Origin of the sequence: Sphingomonas sp. 3P27F8, assembly GCF_005502745.1 — a bacterium.
Taxonomy (GTDB): Bacteria; Pseudomonadota; Alphaproteobacteria; order Sphingomonadales; family Sphingomonadaceae; genus Sphingomonas.
The window spans coordinates 91,312-106,915 of record NZ_SCNL01000005.1; the positions used below are offsets into that span (position 1 = coordinate 91,312).

16 protein-coding genes are annotated in these 15,604 nt (G+C 66.9%); 8 read left to right on the top strand and 8 right to left on the bottom strand.

Annotated elements, in window-relative coordinates:
* Positions 1 to 11: 11 nt before the first annotated feature.
* The 6 genes from FFS35_RS07745 to FFS35_RS07770 are packed head-to-tail and all read right to left on the bottom strand — an operon-like array spanning position 12 to position 5,937.
* Positions 12 to 1,106: an acyl-CoA dehydrogenase family protein gene (locus tag FFS35_RS07745; RefSeq protein ID WP_066707610.1), complete on the bottom strand. Its 1,095-nt coding sequence runs from the start codon at positions 1,104 to 1,106 to the stop codon at positions 12 to 14.
* The gene (locus tag FFS35_RS07750) at positions 1,107 to 2,327 is read right to left on the bottom strand and encodes an acyl-CoA dehydrogenase family protein (RefSeq protein ID WP_096614137.1); all 1,221 of its coding nucleotides are present in this window, start codon (positions 2,325 to 2,327) and stop codon (positions 1,107 to 1,109) included.
* 4 nt (positions 2,328 to 2,331) lie between these two features.
* Entirely contained in the window at positions 2,332 to 2,790 is a 459-nt protein-coding gene (locus tag FFS35_RS07755; RefSeq protein ID WP_066516418.1) for an OB-fold domain-containing protein, read from the bottom strand.
* On the bottom strand, positions 2,787 to 3,959 hold the full coding sequence (locus FFS35_RS07760; RefSeq protein ID WP_066707606.1) for a transporter: 1,173 nt from the start codon (positions 3,957 to 3,959) through the stop codon (positions 2,787 to 2,789). The genes FFS35_RS07755 and FFS35_RS07760 overlap by 4 nt, the downstream gene beginning before the upstream one ends.
* Before the next feature lie 30 nt (positions 3,960 to 3,989).
* A complete protein-coding gene (locus FFS35_RS07765) occupies positions 3,990 to 5,126 on the bottom strand; it encodes a nitronate monooxygenase family protein (RefSeq protein WP_096614141.1) in 1,137 nt (378 codons plus the stop codon).
* 46 nt (positions 5,127 to 5,172) lie between these two features.
* Positions 5,173 to 5,937, bottom strand: coding sequence for an FCD domain-containing protein (locus FFS35_RS07770; protein ID WP_066707284.1), 765 nt, complete (start codon positions 5,935 to 5,937; stop codon positions 5,173 to 5,175).
* Between the two features lie 125 nt (positions 5,938 to 6,062).
* Between FFS35_RS07770 and FFS35_RS07775 the strand changes: the two genes are divergently transcribed.
* From FFS35_RS07775 to FFS35_RS07805, 7 genes are all read left to right on the top strand, one after another.
* Entirely contained in the window at positions 6,063 to 6,872 is an 810-nt protein-coding gene (locus FFS35_RS07775; RefSeq protein ID WP_066707287.1) for an enoyl-CoA hydratase-related protein, read from the top strand.
* A gap of 1 nt (position 6,873) precedes the next feature.
* The gene (locus FFS35_RS07780; protein ID WP_066707291.1) at positions 6,874 to 7,323 is read left to right on the top strand and encodes a PaaI family thioesterase; all 450 of its coding nucleotides are present in this window, start codon (positions 6,874 to 6,876) and stop codon (positions 7,321 to 7,323) included.
* A gap of 23 nt (positions 7,324 to 7,346) precedes the next feature.
* Positions 7,347 to 8,153: an NUDIX domain-containing protein gene (locus FFS35_RS07785; RefSeq protein ID WP_096614151.1), complete on the top strand. Its 807-nt coding sequence runs from the start codon at positions 7,347 to 7,349 to the stop codon at positions 8,151 to 8,153.
* 321 nt (positions 8,154 to 8,474) lie between these two features.
* Positions 8,475 to 9,713, top strand: a complete 1,239-nt coding sequence (locus FFS35_RS07790; RefSeq protein WP_066707297.1) for an HlyD family secretion protein — start codon at positions 8,475 to 8,477, stop codon at positions 9,711 to 9,713.
* Positions 9,713 to 11,239, top strand: coding sequence for a DHA2 family efflux MFS transporter permease subunit (locus FFS35_RS07795; protein WP_066707300.1), 1,527 nt, complete (start codon positions 9,713 to 9,715; stop codon positions 11,237 to 11,239). Before FFS35_RS07790 ends, FFS35_RS07795 begins: the two co-directional genes overlap by 1 nt.
* Entirely contained in the window at positions 11,239 to 12,666 is a 1,428-nt protein-coding gene (locus FFS35_RS07800) for an efflux transporter outer membrane subunit (protein ID WP_083956699.1), read from the top strand. Before FFS35_RS07795 ends, FFS35_RS07800 begins: the two co-directional genes overlap by 1 nt.
* A 100-nt stretch (positions 12,667 to 12,766) precedes the next feature.
* Positions 12,767 to 13,198 (top strand): MarR family transcriptional regulator, encoded by a 432-nt coding sequence (locus FFS35_RS07805; RefSeq protein WP_096614143.1) that lies wholly within the window; start codon positions 12,767 to 12,769, stop codon positions 13,196 to 13,198.
* 67 nt (positions 13,199 to 13,265) lie between these two features.
* On the opposite strand, the gene FFS35_RS07810 is transcribed toward FFS35_RS07805, so the two are convergent.
* Positions 13,266 to 13,835: a DUF4142 domain-containing protein gene (locus FFS35_RS07810; protein WP_066707305.1), complete on the bottom strand. Its 570-nt coding sequence runs from the start codon at positions 13,833 to 13,835 to the stop codon at positions 13,266 to 13,268.
* Between the two features lie 21 nt (positions 13,836 to 13,856).
* Positions 13,857 to 13,988, bottom strand: coding sequence for a hypothetical protein (locus FFS35_RS20480; RefSeq protein WP_255266731.1), 132 nt, complete (start codon positions 13,986 to 13,988; stop codon positions 13,857 to 13,859).
* Positions 13,989 to 14,061: 73 nt separating this feature from the next.
* Here FFS35_RS20480 and FFS35_RS07815 point away from each other — a divergent pair, with 73 nt between their 5' ends.
* Positions 14,062 to 15,540, top strand: a complete 1,479-nt coding sequence (locus FFS35_RS07815; protein WP_249341523.1) for a DUF4403 family protein — start codon at positions 14,062 to 14,064, stop codon at positions 15,538 to 15,540.
* The last annotated feature ends 64 nt before the right edge of the window (positions 15,541 to 15,604 follow it).

Here is a 15,604-nt window from a genome sequence, read left to right on the forward strand (position 1 = left end):
TTCTCCTGTCCTCAGGCGGCGCGTGCATCCCAACCCTGCAACGTTGCAGCCTCCGTGCGCACGATCTCCGGACCACCAAGGACTTGCCGGTCGAAGCCGATCCGCTTGAACCAGTAGTGGAGACCAAGAAGGTCGGTGAAACCCATGCCGCCGTGAACCTCTGTCGCGGTGCGCGCAACGAAGCGGCCCACTTCACCGGTATGCGACTTGGCATGGCAGGCCATCAGCAGCGCCTCTTCAGGCACCGTGTCGAACGCGTGCGCGGCATACCAGACGAGGGAACGGCACGGTTCCAGCCGCGCCGCCATCTCGGCACACATGTGCTTGACCGCCTGAAAGCTGCCGATGACCCGCCCGAACTGCTCACGCTCGCCGGCGTAGGCGACCGCCTTGGCGATCATGGCGTCCGCAGACCCCACCGTGTCGGCCGCGAGCAGCACCCGGCCCGCCGCGACCAGCATGCGGGCAGCGTCGCCAGTATCGTTGCCGAACGGCTCGGCTGCGACACCGTCCAGGCGCAGCTCGCCGACGGCGCGGGTGAGGTCGACGGTTGGTAGGGCGACAAACTCCAGCCGGTCGGCGTCGCCAGTGACCAAGTGCAACGATCCATCCTCGTCCGCAACGATGAAGGCGTCGGCGTCGGCGCTGTCGAGTACGAAAAGCGCCGTGCCGCGTAGAGTGCCATTGTCCGCCGTCATGCCGCTGCCATCACGTCGGTTGACCAACTCGGTCAGTCCGACCCCGAAACGGGCACTGCCCTCGGCGATGCGCGGAAGCCATTGCGCCTGTTGCTCCGGCGAGCCGGCGAGGCGCAGCGCAAGCGGGGCGAGGACGCTGCGCGCCACGAACGGCACCGGCGCCACCGCCGCGCCGAGCGCCTCCGCCACCACCACGGCATCGAGCAGGCCGAGGCCAAGACCGCCGTGCTCCTCGGGCACCACGATGCCGGGCAGGCCGAGCTCGGCCAGCGCCGCCACCACCGCCGCACTGACGTTGTCGCCGCGCGCAACGACCTCGCGGACGTGATCGAGCGGAGAATGTTCGCGCAGCAGCCGATCGACCGCGTCACGCAGCATTCGCTGCTCGGGGGAAAGACCGAAATCCATCTATGCCGCCTCCGCCTTGGGTGCGCGCGCGTGCTCCAGCTTCGGCTCGCGCGGCATGCCGAGCCCGCGCTCGGCGATGATGTTCTTCTGGATCTGCGCGGTGCCGCCGCCGATGATGAGGCCGAGCTGGAACATGTAGTTCCACTGCCAGCTTCCGCCGGCGCGCTCGCGCCGGCTGCCGCCGTACAGCAGGCCGAGCTCCCCCATGGCGTCGATCGCCAGCGCCGAGATCTGGTGAGCCAGTTCGCACGACTGGAGCTTGACGATCAGTTTGGCGAGGCCGCCGGGTTCGCCCTTCAGGGAATTGGAGAGCAGCCGCAGGCCGTTGAACTTCATCGCCGCGACTTCGGCCTGCAGCGCCACCAGCCGATCGCACAATGCCGCGTTGTCGATCCCGCGCACGCCGTCGATCCGTTCATCGTGCATCAGCTGCACGAGCGCGGCGAGGCGATTCTCCAGCGCCGCCGGGTCGCCCAGCATGCCACGCTCGTAACCGAGCGTGGCGTTGGCCACCATCCAGCCCTGCCCGCGCTGGCCGACGATCTGGTCGACGGGCACGCGCACGTCGGTGAAGAAGGTTTCGTTGAACTCGGCGTGGCCGGTCATCGTGCGCAGCGGGCGCACCTCGATCCCGGGCGTCTTCATGGAGAAGATGAGGTAGCTGATCCCCGCATGCTTCGGCGCGTCCGCTTCCGTCCGCACGAGACAGAAGATCATGTCCGCCTGATGCGCGGTGCTGGTCCAGATCTTCTGCCCGTTGATGACGAACTCGCCGTTCTCCTCGCGCGCGCTGGTGCGCAGCGCCGCCAGATCAGAGCCCGCGCCCGGTTCGGAATACCCCTGGCACCAGACGATCTCGCCGCGCAGCGTCGGTGCGATCCAGCGGCGCTTCTGCTCCTCCGTGCCGAGCTCGAGCAGCGTCGGGACGAGCATCGAGATGCCCTGGTTCGACAGCCCGCCGGGTACGCCCGCCGCAGCGAACTCCTCGGCGATGATGCGCGACGTCAGGATGTCGGGCTCGGCACCGAAGCCGCCAAAGTCGCACGGAATGGTGCGTGCGGTGTAGCCGTGCTCGAGCAGCAGCTGCTGCCACGCGACCGCGTCCGCCCCGGCGCGCTGCGCCGCGCCGGGTGCGGCCGGCGCACGGTGGCGGTTCGCGGCGATGAACGCGCGCAGCTCGTCGCGGAACGCCTCGTATTCCGGGCCGTAACTCAGGTCCATCGATTCACGCTCCTGCAGCCGGTGTGAAGACGGGCAGCCGGAACCCGTCGCCGATCGTTTCGAAGGCCAGCGCCACCGGCATGTCGAGCGCGAGCGTGGCGGGATCGGCGCCGGTCAGCCGGGTCGCCATGCGGACGCCCTCGTCCAGCTCGACCACCGCCGCGACATACGGCACGTCGGCCGCGAAGGCGGGGTGCAGCGCCTGATGCGTCACCGTCCAGGAAAACAGCCGTCCACGCCCGCTGCTCGGCTCCCAGGCGAACGAGGGCGAGCCGCAGCGCGCGCACATGTAGCGAGGCAGGTGGCGCCACGTCCGGCACTCGCCGCACCGCTGGAAATGGAGCGTGCCGCCCTGGCAACGCTGCCAGAACTCCTGCTCCACCGGATCCTGCGGGTGCGGCAACGGCTTGGGGGGCGAGACGGCTGGCGTCCGCAGCTTGGGCGCAATGTCGTCGTCGTTCATGCGAACCTCCGCAGGATGGCGATGCTGCCGTCGCCGAGGTCGCCCCAGCCGGTGACGAGCCCGGTCCGTGCGCCCGGCACCTGGCGCTCCCCGCAATCGTGCCGCAGCTGCCGCACGGCCTCGACGACGTGGTTGAGCCCCCACACGTGCGCCTCGCTCAGCAGCCCGCCGTGGGTGTTGAGCGGATAGCGCCCGCCGAGCTCGATCTGCCCGTCGCGCACGAAGTCGAGCGCGCCGCCCGGCTCGCAATATCCCATCGCCTCCAGCTGGAGCAGCACGACGTAGGTGAAGCAATCGTAGACCTGGAGGAAATCCATCTCCTCGCGGCCCACGCCGGCCATCTCGAACGCCTTTGGCGCGGCATAGCTCAGCCCGATCTTGAACGGATCCGGGCGCGAGGGGATGTCGTCGGCGGGATAGGGATGTCCCTCGGCGGCGCCCGCGATGGTAACGGGGACATGCGGCATGTCGCGCGCGCGGTCGGTGCGCGAGACGACGACCGCGCACGCGCCGTCGGTCTCGAGGCAGCAGTCGTAGAGTCGGAACGGCTCCGACACCATCCGGGCGTCGTGGTAGGTTTCCCAGTCGAGCGGCCGACCGTAGGTGAACGCCTTCGGATTGAGCTGCGCATGGCGGCGGCACGCCATCGCCACCGCGCCCATGGCTTCGGGACCGACGCCGTGGAGCTGCGAATGCCGGGTCGCCAGCCAGGCGTACATCTGCACCGGCAGGAACACGCCGAAGGGCATGTAATAGCCGCGGATGGTATTGGTCAGCGTGTTCATGTTCATCGGCCGCGTGGGCGGAGCACCCGGCTTGGGCCGCAGCGCTGAGAAGCCGTTCCACCCGAGCGTGACGAGCACGTGGTCGCACAGACCGGCCGCAATCGCGATCGCGGCATGCTGAAGCGCGGTCGTCGGGCTCGCGCCGCCCATGTGGACGGTCGCGGCATAGCGCAGCACGTCGATGCCGAGGTTTGCCGCCAATTCCTCCGACGTGGTGTAGATGGGCGGCGGCACCATGCCGTCGATGTCGGACGGGCGGAGGCCCGCGTCCGCGATCGCGCGCCGCGACGCCTCCAGCATCATGTCGACCGCGGTGCGCTCGGTTCCCTTGACGAAGTCTGTTTCCCCGACCCCGGTGATCGCCGCCTTATCCGAGAAGGTCATATCTGTCCCTCCTGTAACCAGTCGCGACCCTCAGCGCAGGCCCGCCGCGCGGCCGAGCGCGCGCTCGGCATCGGCGACGAGGTCACGCATAACCTCGGCGGCGGGGCGGACGGCATGGATCAGGCCCATGCCCTGTCCCGCGAAGCCCGGGATGATGTCCTTGCGCTTCGCACGAATGCCCGACGCCATGACCGGACCGGCGATCATCGACTGGTATGGCATCGGCAACGGCTCCTTCCCCGCCGCCACCCAAGCGTCGGCCCACTTGCTGCGGATCATGCGGGCGGGTTTGCCGGTGATCGAGCGGCTCACCACGGTGTCGGCATCGCCGCTGTCGACGATCGCCTCCTTCTGGAAATCCTCGATCCCCGCCTCCTCGGTCGCGAGGAAGGCGGTGCCGACCCAGGCGCCTTCGGCGCCCAGCATGAAGGCCGCCGCCACCCCGCGCCCGTCGGAGATGCCGCCCGCGCCGAGCACCGGCACCCGGTCCCCAACGGCATCGACCACCTGCGGAATGAGCGAGATGGTGCCGATGGGCGAATTGTGTCCGCCGCCGTCGTGCCCCTGGGCCACGATCACGTCGATGCCCGACTCCACCACCTGCAGCGCGTGCTTCACCTTGCCGACCACCGCCATGACGACCGTGCCGTTGGCGTGGAGCCGATCCATCCACGGCCCCGGATTGCCGAGCCCCGCGGCGTAGACGGGTACCTTCTCCTCGACGACGACCTCCATCTGGGCCTCGAAGAACTCCTTGGAGAACAGCGCCGCGCCACCGTTGGCCGGGCCCTCCGTCGCATCGCGGCCGGCATCACGCGCGACGATCTCCAGCCCCTCACGCTCCATGAAGTCGCGCGTGAACGCCTGATAGTCGGCAAGCACCGCGCGCGGGTCCGCCGGGGCCGCCCCGGTCTGCGGCGCCGAGCCGCGCCGCACCGAGGCGGGCAGGAGCGTGTCGACGCCGAAGGGCCTGTCGGTCAGCGCGCGCGTCTCGCGGATCCACGCGCGGAGCTGCTCGGGCGGGCAGGCTGCCGCGCCGAGCACGCCTAGCCCGCCCGCGTTGGACACCGCCGCCGCCAGTCGCGGGACGCTGGCCCCGCCCATTCCGGCGAGGACGATCGGATAGTCGATGCCGAGCATCCCGCAGATTCGGCTGTTCAGGGCCATTGTCCGTCTCTCCCACATCGTTCTCGTTGCTGATTTACCGTGGCGGCTACGCCTCGAACGCCTGGTTCCAGCGCACCTTCTGATCCATCAGGTCAGGGCTGCGCCGCCCGAGATATTCCGCCGATCCCTCGACGAGCCGCTCCATCTCGCGCCGCGCTGTGACCGGGTCGCGCAGCCGCACCGCATGGACGACGCGCGCGAGGCGACGAACCTGGTTCTCGCGCTCGTGCTCGGAATAGCCGAGCTGGCGCGAAAGGTCGCGGGTCAGCAGGTGCAGCGCGGACGTGAGCAGCCCGAACAGCGGATTGCCGCTCGCCCATGCCAGAAGGTCGTGGAAGCGCCGGTTGGTTTCCTCGAACAGCGTCGATCCCACCTGCTGCTCGAGCTCGGCGAAGCAGCTTGCCAGCGCCATCAGATCCGCCGCCGTTGCGCGCCGGGCGGCGTGGGAGGCCGCCTGCGGGGCGAGCGCCTCGCGCAGCTCGATCAGCGCGCGCAGGTCGGTGCCGACGAAGTGCAGTACGAGCGCAAGCGAACTCGTGAAATCGCCGACCTGCGGCCGCGCGACCACCGGCCCGCCGCCGCGACCGGGCTGCAGATGGAGCACGCCCTGCAGTTCCAGAAAACGCAGCGCCTCGCGCAATGTGGCGCGGGCGACTTCGTACCGCGCGAGCATGTCGTGCTCCGGAGGTAGCCGGTCGCCGATCTGGCGCGCGTCCGCCTCGATGTCGAGCACGATCGCCTGCGCGACGCGAAGCGCGCGCTTGCCCCGTACGAACGAGGGCGCGTCACCCTGCTTAGCCACGTCCAACATCAAGAACCCTTATCATGGTTTTATGCTGATCCACTGTTTTATCTTTGTCCAGTAATAAATTTCGGCCGTCGGCGGCTTGCAAGGCTACTCAAAGGGTATAATATTAAAGGGTGGGAGGGGACTGAATGACCGACAGCGCAGCCTGGATGAAGACCGATGGACATGTCGCGATCGTCCATCTGAACCGCCCCGCGGCGCGCAACGCGCTTGATCCGCGGATGCTGGTGGAGCTGGCCGATTGCTGGATAAGGGTGCGCGATGACGCGGACATCCGCGTCGCGGTGGTGACCGGCACCGGCGGCGCCTTCTGCTCGGGTGCCGACCTCGGCCGTCTCATTCCGCTCGTCAGCGGCGGGCGACCGCCGGAGGACGAGTGGGATCGCCGCGTGCTCGCCGACCGCGATATTCTCGGCACCGCGCTGCTGCGCACATTTGACGTCGTCAAGCCGGTGATCGCTGCCATCAACGGGCACGCGATCGCGGGCGGCATGGAACTGGTCCAGGGTACGGATCTCAGGATCGCATCGAGCGCCGCGCGCTTCGGCGTGCAGGAGGTCAAATGGGCGATCTTCCCGGGCGGGGGATCGACGGTGCGGCTGCCGCGCCAGCTTCCCTTTGCGCGGGCGATGGAATTGCTGCTCACCGGCGATCTGATCGATGCCGGAACCGCGCTCGACTATGGCTTCCTCAACGGCGTCGTTGCGCCGGAGGAGGTGCTGCCTGCGGCGCTCGACCTAGCGCGACGGATCGCCGCCAACGGCCCGATCGCGGTGCAGGCGATCCGCGCGTCGGCGCGCGCCTGTCTCGGGCGGCCGGAAAGCGAAGCCATGGAAATGGAGTCGCGCTTCGCCGCCCCGGTGTTTCGCACCGAAGATGCACGTGAAGGTCCGCGCGCCTTCATGGAAAAGCGCGCGCCCGTGTTCAGGGGGCGGTAAGATGGTCGGCGAAACTCCCTCGGCAAACCCGGACGGCCTGGCGGGAGCCGCATTGCAAGGCGCGCTTTCGATTGCGCCGTTCCATGCTTGGCTGGGGCTTCGCGTCGAGGACGTCGCTGACGGGGTCCTTCACCTCAGCATGCCCTGGCGCGACGAGATCGTATCAAATCCGCGGATCCCGTCCGTGCATGGCGGCGTGCTCGCCAGCCTGATCGATCTTGCCGGCATGTACGTCCTGCTGACGAGGACGCGCGCGGTCAGCGCCACCGCGTCGCTCCACGTCGATTATCACCGCCCGGCAAGCGGCGGCCCGCTTCACGTCCGCGCGCGCGTCGTGAAGATAGGACGGACGCTGTCGGTCGCGGACAGCGAGGTGCGCTCGCCCGACGACGTGCTGCTCGCCAGCGGTCGCGGTTCGTACCTTATGCGGGACGGCGGCATCGCGGCGTGACCGTGCAGAGAATAGGAGAGATCATGAGCGGCGAAACTTCGACGGCAGACGCCAGACGCACTCCGGCCGAGCCGCGACCGGCCGGCACCATCCTGCTGCTGCGGGATGTGCCCGAATATCAGGTGCTCATGGTGCGACGACACCACCAGATCGATTTCGCGTCGGGGGCGCTGGTGTTCCCGGGTGGCAAGATGCACCCCGGTGACGACGATCCGCGCTGGCGCGATCACGTGACCGGGTGGGACGAGATCGACGCGACACAGCGCGCGCTGCGCATAGGCGCCATCCGCGAGGCGTTCGAGGAAGCGGGGATCCTACTGGGCACCTACCCCGACGGCCGCGGCTTCTCCAGCGTCTGCGACGCCGAGGCACGCCGGAATGTCGATTCCGGGGAACTCGCCTTTCTCGATGTCGTCGCCGGGTTGGGGGTTAAGCTCTCGCTGACCGCTCTGACCGTGTTCGCCCGCTGGATCACTCCGGAGATGATGCCGAAGCGGTTCGACACCTGGTTCTACGCCGCCCACGCTCCTGCCGACCAAGTCGCAATCTGCGACGGACATGAAACGGTCGACGCCGAGTGGATCGCGCCAGAGTCGGTTCTGGACCTCGCCCGAAGCGGTGCCCGAACAGTGATCTTCCCCACCTTGATGAACGTGAAGCTGCTGGCCGAGGCCGATAGCGCGGCGGGCTGCCTCGCCCGAGCGGATGCACGTCCGTTGGTCACCGTGCTCCCGCAGGTCGAGACACGCGACGGAGAGCGCGTTCTGACCATCCCTCCCGACGCTGGCTATGGTGAAGTCTTCCAGAGTTTGACCGAGCTCAAGGCCTGATTATTCAGGTTTCGGCGATCGCAGACTCCCCCCTGCCGCTCTGGTGAAACGGAGGGGCCTTTTTTGGAGGTTGTGGTTCTAAGCCTCGAAGTAGCTGAGCCGACGTTTCGCAGCGCCGATCGGCTCCCAGCCTGATCAAAGTCAGGATTGACACGTGCCGATCGTCAAATCCTGGTTCGCGGCATGAGACATTTAACGTGGGTTGGGCCGGCGTGAGATCAGCTTCCGGAACCGGCTCACGTGTCAGATCGAAATGTGTGTGGCATTACCCTCCCGCTACGACTATGCCACGGATCGGTTTACATATGATGGGACCTCAGTGTGGCTGCTGATCAGGCCGAGAACCACAAGAAATATGCGACGCATGACCACCCGGACGCGAATCCCCAGCCAGAAGCCAGGTCGGAGGACAGTTCCGAGGAGCAGAATGGCGAAAAGAAGCCCTCGCTTCTCGAGCGCTTTCCGATCATCCGCTACGTCCTCAACGCCGCGCTCGTTGCGGGCATCGTCGCGGCGGTCGTCTGGTACCTGAACTACCGTGCGAGCGGCCAATACCTGCAGTCGACCAACAACGCCTATGTGCGCGCGGACTTCGTGACCGTTTCACCGAAGGTGGGCGGCTATGTCGAGCGAGTGCTCGTCGCCGACAACCAGCCTGTCGGCCGCGGCCAGCTGCTCGCCGTCCTCGATCCTCGTGACTACCGCGCCAATGTCGAACAGGCGCAAGCTCAGATCGCCGCCGCCGGCGCCAACATTACGACTGCGCGCCGGACGCTTGACGAACAACAGGCCACTGTCGCTCAGGCCGCCGCCCAGGTTGCGAGCGCCGAGGCCGCCGCGGCAGCGGCAGAGAACGAGGTAAGACGCTACGAACCCCTTACTCGGACAGGAGCGGAATCGCGTGAGCGTCTGGCAAACCTTGTCCTTCAGCGTGATCGAACCGCCGCAGAGCTGCGCGCGCAGCGAGCCGCCTACCTCGCCGCGCGTCGCAGTGTCGCGACGCAAGCGGCTCGCATCGGCCAGGCGGAGGCGCAGCGTGGCACCGCGCAGGCGCAGCTTGCGCGCGCCTCGACGGACCTCGGTGCGGTCGAGATCCGCAGCAGCATCGACGGCGTTGTCGCCGACAAGGCGGTCCGGGCCGGGCAATATGTCCAGCCGGCGACCCGGCTGATGTCGGTGGTGCCAGTCGATCAACTCTACATCGAAGCCAATTTCAAGGAGACCCAGGTCGCACTGATGCGCGTCGGGCAACCCGTGACCATCAAGGTGGATGCACTGGACGGCGCCGAACTGCGCGGCCGGGTTGCGAGCTTCTCGCCAGGCACGGGCGCGCAGTTCTCGCTCATCCCGCCCGAGAATGCGACCGGGAACTTTACCAAGATCGTTCAGCGAGTGCCCGTGCGGATCAGCATTGAAGCGGGGCCGGAGGCGCGCCGGGTGCTGCGTCCCGGCCTGTCGGTCGAAGTCACGGTCGACACGATCAGCGCAAAGGGAAGTCGTGACCGGATCGAGCAGGAGACCCAGCGGCTGAAGCGCGACGAGACGCAGGGCTCGCGCTGATGGCGTCCGAACGCGCCGGCCTTCGCGACTGGCTCGCCGTTGCGGCGGGCACGATCGGGTCGTTCATGGCGCTGCTCGACATCTCGATCGTCAATGCGGCCTTGCCCACCATTCAGGGCGAGATCGGCGCGAGCGGCACCGAGGGCACCTGGGTCGCGACCTCCTATCTCGTGGCGGAGATCGTCATGATACCGCTCAGCCCCTTTCTCGTGCGCCTGTTCGGCCTGCGCAACTTCCTTCTGGGTGCAGCGGTCAGCTTCACCGGCTTTTCCATCGTGTGCGGGATCTCGACGACGCTGCCCATGATGATCGCTGGCCGCGTGGGCCAAGGCTTCACCGGCGGTGCGCTGATCCCGACCGCCATGACCATCATCGCGACACGGCTGCCGCCGTCGCAGCAGCCGATCGGCACCGCCGCGTTCGGCGGCACAGCGATCCTGGGTCCGGTGCTCGGTCCGATCATCGGCGGCTGGCTCACCGACAATTACAGCTGGCATTACGCCTTCTTCCTGAACGTGCCGGTCTGTGCAGGGCTTGTCCTGCTCCTGCTGTTCGGGCTCAAGCACGAGCATCTGCGGCTCGACCAGCTACGCCATGCCGACTGGTTCGGGATCGCGGGACTCGCGATCGGCCTGGGTGCGCTCACCGTCATGCTTGAGGAGGGGCAGCGCGAAATGTGGTTCGAGTCCGCCATGATCGTGAAACTCGCGATCGCCACGGTCTTCGGCTTCGCGCTCATCACGATCGGACAGGTCCGCTCCGCGCATCCCGTGCTCAAGTTGTCGCTGATCTTCAGCCGCTCCTTCGGTAGCGTCTTCGTCCTCAGCCTCATCATCGGCGTCGTGCTCTACGGCGTGACCTTTCTCATCCCCCAGTTCCTCTCATCGATGGCGGATTATAGCGCGCTGCAATCGGGCAAGGTGGTCTTCGTCTCCGGTATCCCCGCCCTGATGCTGATGCCGTTCCTGCCGCTAGCGTTCAAATATCTCGATGTTCGCCTGGCGGTTTTCGTCGGCATGACGCTGATCGGCGTCAGTTGCGCCATGGATTGGCACCTCACCGCGCAGTCGGCTGGGGGCGACCTGACGGGTTCACAGCTCGTCCGGGGCTTCGGGCAGATCTTCGCCATGATGTTCCTCAACCAGGCAGCGATCAGCGCTGTAGCGCCCGAGGATGCTGGTGATGCGTCCGCGCTGTTCAATGCGGGGCGCAATCTAGGCGGATCGATCGGCCTTGCCATGATGGCGACCCTCCAGGACCGACAGACCTTTCTCCACTTCAATCGGCTGGGCGAAACGGTGTCGGCCAATGCAGCGACCACGCAGGAATGGTTCGCGAAGGCTACGGCCATGCCGTCCGGCGAAGCAGGCGCCTATCGGCAGCTTGCGGGTCAACTCCTGGAGCAGTCCACCGTCATGGCCTATAATGACCTGTTCTTCGCGCTCGGCGTCGCGATCGCGGTCACGACGCCGCTGGCACTGTTCCTCCGCCCGATCTCCTCCGACACGCAGATGGCGATGCACTGATGAAGCGACTCAGCTGGGCCATTCTGCCCGCCCTCCTGACCGGATGCGTCGTCGGACCCAACTATGGAGGGCCGCCGGGCGTCGCGAGTGGGGAGCGCTCCGGATCGACATTTCGCCGCGCAGATCAGGCAGTCACGTCACCGCAGCTCCCTATCGCACGCTGGTGGGAAGGCATGGGCGACCCGCAGCTCACGACCCTGGTCGACCGCGCGCTTGCCTCCAATCCGGACGTGGCGATCGCCGAGGCGCGCATCCGCAAGGCGCGCGCCAGCTTGCGCGAACAGCGCGCGAACCAGCTTCCCACCGTCTCGGCGTCAGGCACTGCGATCGTCGCCGATCTCCCCGCAGGCTCGCTCGCGCTGCCGACGCAAGGCGAGCAATCCGATCGTATCAGGGCCGAGTTCTATAATGCCGGCCTGGACGCATCGTGGGAGATCGATCTGTTCGGCGCGCGACGCCGCGCTGCCGAAGGTGCCCAGGCCCAGGCTCAGGCGGCCGAAGCCAATAAAGCTGATGCGCAGGTTCGTCTGTCGGCGGAGGTTGCCCAGAACTATGTGACCCTGCGCGAACTTCAGCAGCGCCTGATCCTGGCTCGCCGCTCCGCGCAGCTTCAACAGCGATCACTCGCCCTGCTTCAACAGCGCGAACAACGCGGTGCATCGTCGCGCGACGAAGTGGTTCGGCTGAAGACCGAGCTGACCCGCACGGAGGCCGGGCTGTTGCCGCTCGAGGGACAGATCGCGACCACGCTCGACCAGCTTGCCATGCTCACCGGCGACGAGCCCGGAGCACACGATGCCTTGCTGTCTGCCCCCGCCCCGATTCCGATGATCCCAGGGACTGTCGCGATCGGCGACCCGGCCGCGATGCTGCGACGCCGGCCTGACATTCGCGCAGCCGAGCGGCAGCTGGCGGCATCGAACGCGCAGATCGGGGTCAACGTCGCCCGGCAGTTCCCATCGGTCAGCATTATGGGGATCATCGGGCTCGGTGGTCCCAATATCGCCGATGTGGTTGATCCTGACAGCGTCGCGGGCCTGCTCCTGCCGCGGATCAGCTGGAGCTTTCTCGACTTCGGCCGTAATCGTGCCCGGGTCGAGCAGGCGCGGGCTGACCGAGACGAGGCGGAAGCACAATACCGCAAGGCGGTTCTCGGCGCGCTGTCTGATGCTGAAACCAGCCTGACCCGCTTCGGCAATCAGCGCCGTAACCTGTTTTCGTCTGTCGCGAGCCGTAACGGTGCCAGACAGTCAGCGACCTATGCCGGGCAGCGATATGCACAGGGAGCGATACCGCTGACCACGTCCATCGATGCCGAACGCGCGGCGCTGGCTGCCGACCAGTCAGTGCTGGAAGCGACCGGCGAACTTGATCGTGCCTTTATCGCCCTCCAAAAGGCGATGGGACTTGGATGGAGCCAGCAGTGACAGTCTTGCAGCGATGCGAGGGGAAGGCACCGACCGCGTGACGGCTCCGCTTCTGCCGCCTCCTGCCCAGTATCTGCGTGATGACGCGATCAGGGGAGGAATGGATCTGATGTTCTTTGCCCACAGATCCCATCTGGCGCATGCCGACGCCGAGCTGGCAACGCGTACCCTCGGACGGGCGCATCACCGCGCCCTGTACTTCCTCGGCAGGTACCCGGAAATCTCAGTCAGCGAACTACTGGACGTTCTCTGCGTCACCAAGCAATCGCTCGGCAGGGTAATGCGGGATCTGATCGACCGCGGGCTCGTCTGCGGACGTGTCGGGGAGCGCGATCGACGGCAGAAGCTGCTGTCGCTCACCGACGAGGGACGTGCGCTGGAGCACGCGCTGTTCGAGGAACTCAGGCGCAACATGGCGAACGCGTATCAGGCGGCAGGAGAGACAGCCGTCACGGGCTACTGGATCGTAATGCAGCATCTCATGCGCGGTGAAGCACGGGAGCAGTTCCGCAGGCTGCACTCCCGTCAATAATCGCCATTAACAGGTACCGGACCAGGTCGAAAGGGGGGCTTGATCGATCTGGCCCGGTGGGTATCACCTATCCTGCAAGCCCGGAGGGAGTAAGCGACTTGCCGGTGGTGAGCTCGTTTTCCAGCACCGGGACCGCGGTGCCGGCGACCTGCTGCAGCGCCGGGTCGGTCCCGTCCTGCGCGTAACCCTTGTGCACGGCCCACGCGGCCTGCTGAACCTGCGCGGACTGCGTCAGATACAGATTGTCAAAGGCGCTCTTGGGCGCCTTCTGGAGCAGCTTGAGGAGGGCAGCGCGGTCAGCGGACAGGCTCGAGGACGGCGCCTTGATCGTGCGCTGATCATTCTTCAGCGCCGCCAGCAGCGCCTTGTGGCTGCTCTGCGTTTCCGCCAGCACGCGCTTTGCATAGGCCTTGACGTCGTCTCTCTGCGCGCGCGTCGCGGCAAGCTGCGCGGCCTTGATCTGGTAAAGGTTCGCATCGGCCGCAGCGAGCACGTAATTGGGCCCGCTCTGGCTCGCGATCGGCGAGACGCCGATGTCAGCGCTGGTCATTGTTCCCGAAGTGGCGGGCGAAACGGCCTGCGCTAGCACTGGTACCGGCGCCAGGGTGAGCAGCGCAGCGACAATCGCAATCTTCATCGAGGTTCTCCGTCGGTGTTGTCAGGCATTGACCGAAATCAACGGGTCGAACGATAAGGAAACGGAACGGTTCCCTTTCTTGCGACGCACCTCGGCGCCCTGCTGGAGAGGTGGCCGCTCGGACGTCTGGAGGTACGCGGCGATGATGAACATGGCGGCTCTTGAAGCCGTTCCAATGCCGGTTAGGTCGAAATCTGAAGCGGCAGACCGAATTGCGAGGTTTTCCTTGCGCAAAAGCGGCGTCTCCCGCGCCTCGATCGTGTTCGCTCTGCTCTGCGTTGCCATCCTCACTGGCTGCGACCGAACTCCTCGCGAGGCGCCTCCGCGAGCGAAGGACACGATCAGCGTACCGCCGCAGACCTCCACCATCGACGTGCCGATCGTCGCGGACCTGGGCAAGCTGGCGGCAACTCTCGAAAAGGCGGTTCCGCGTCGCCTTTGGTCAATCGACAAGCCGGAGCAGACCTGCGTCCCGCCGAAGAAGGTCAAGATCCTCTTTGCGAGAATTAAGACGCCCGCGATCCGGTGCCGCATCACGGGCACCGTCGTCCGAGGGCCGTTGGTGCTGGAGGGCTCGGGCAAAACGATCACCGTCACCATGCCGCTTCACGCCGCGATCAGCGCCCGGGACGTGGGAGGCGTGCTCAGCCGGGAAACAGCCGAGGCGGACGCCCGCGTTCGGGCAGTAGCCAGGCTCGACATCGCCGGCGACTGGTCGCCGCGCGCAACGGTATCGATCGCCTACGACTGGACCGACGAGCCGCACGTCGACTTCCTGGGCCAGCGCATCGAGTTCACCAGCAAGGCCGACGCCAAGCTCGCCGGCGTCGTCGCGCGCCTGGAGGACGCTCTGCCGCAGGAGCTCGGCAGATTGCAGCTGCGCAAGCAGATCGCGCAGGTGTGGGGCGCGGCGTTCACCTCCGTCCAGTTGAACCGGGCGAACCCGCCGGTGTGGATGCGGATCACTCCCCGACAGTTGAGCTACGGAGGCTACACTATTTCGCGCAATCGGGTGAACCTGCGGCTGGGGCTGACGGCGGGGACGGAGACCTTTGTCGGCGATCGGCCTCCTGATCCGCAGCGCCAGCCGCTCCCCGACATGACGCGCATGCAGCCTGGACCCGGCCGCATCCTGTTCGCCATACCCGTCATCGCCGACTATCGTCAGCTGGAGCCGGTGCTCGCAAAGGCATTGGTGAAGCGTTCCCGCCGCCCCTTCGAGGTGCCCGGTGTCGGTGCGGTGCGCGCGCAGTTTCACCAGGTGACCATCTACGGTACGACGGGCGGCAAGATCGCGGTCGGGCTCCGCTTCAGTGCGGCAGCCGAAGGCGGGGAGCCTTCGCGGGGCACGATCTGGCTTACCGCCACGCCGCGCAACGCCGTCAATGATCGCCGTGTCGCGTTTGACGATCTCACCGTCGCAGGTGTGACCGACTCGGTCCGAACAAGCCTGCTCCTGAAGCTCGTGAACGCCCCCGGCATCTCCAGCACCGTGTCCGCCGCGCTGACGCAGAACTTCGAAAAGGATTTCGACGAGCTGCTCGCCAAGATCACCCGTGCGATCGACGAGAAGCGGATTGGCGACCTGATCGTGCGCGCCCACATCACGGACGTGCGCACGGGCCAGCTGAAGGCGGCGGGGCAAGGCGTGTACCTCCCCGTATGGGGGCGCGGCACGGCCACGATCCGCCTTGCTCCACGATAGAGGACGCCCGACCTCACGACGGCAACCGGCACGGACCGGCGCATTGCCCACGCATTGGCCTGGC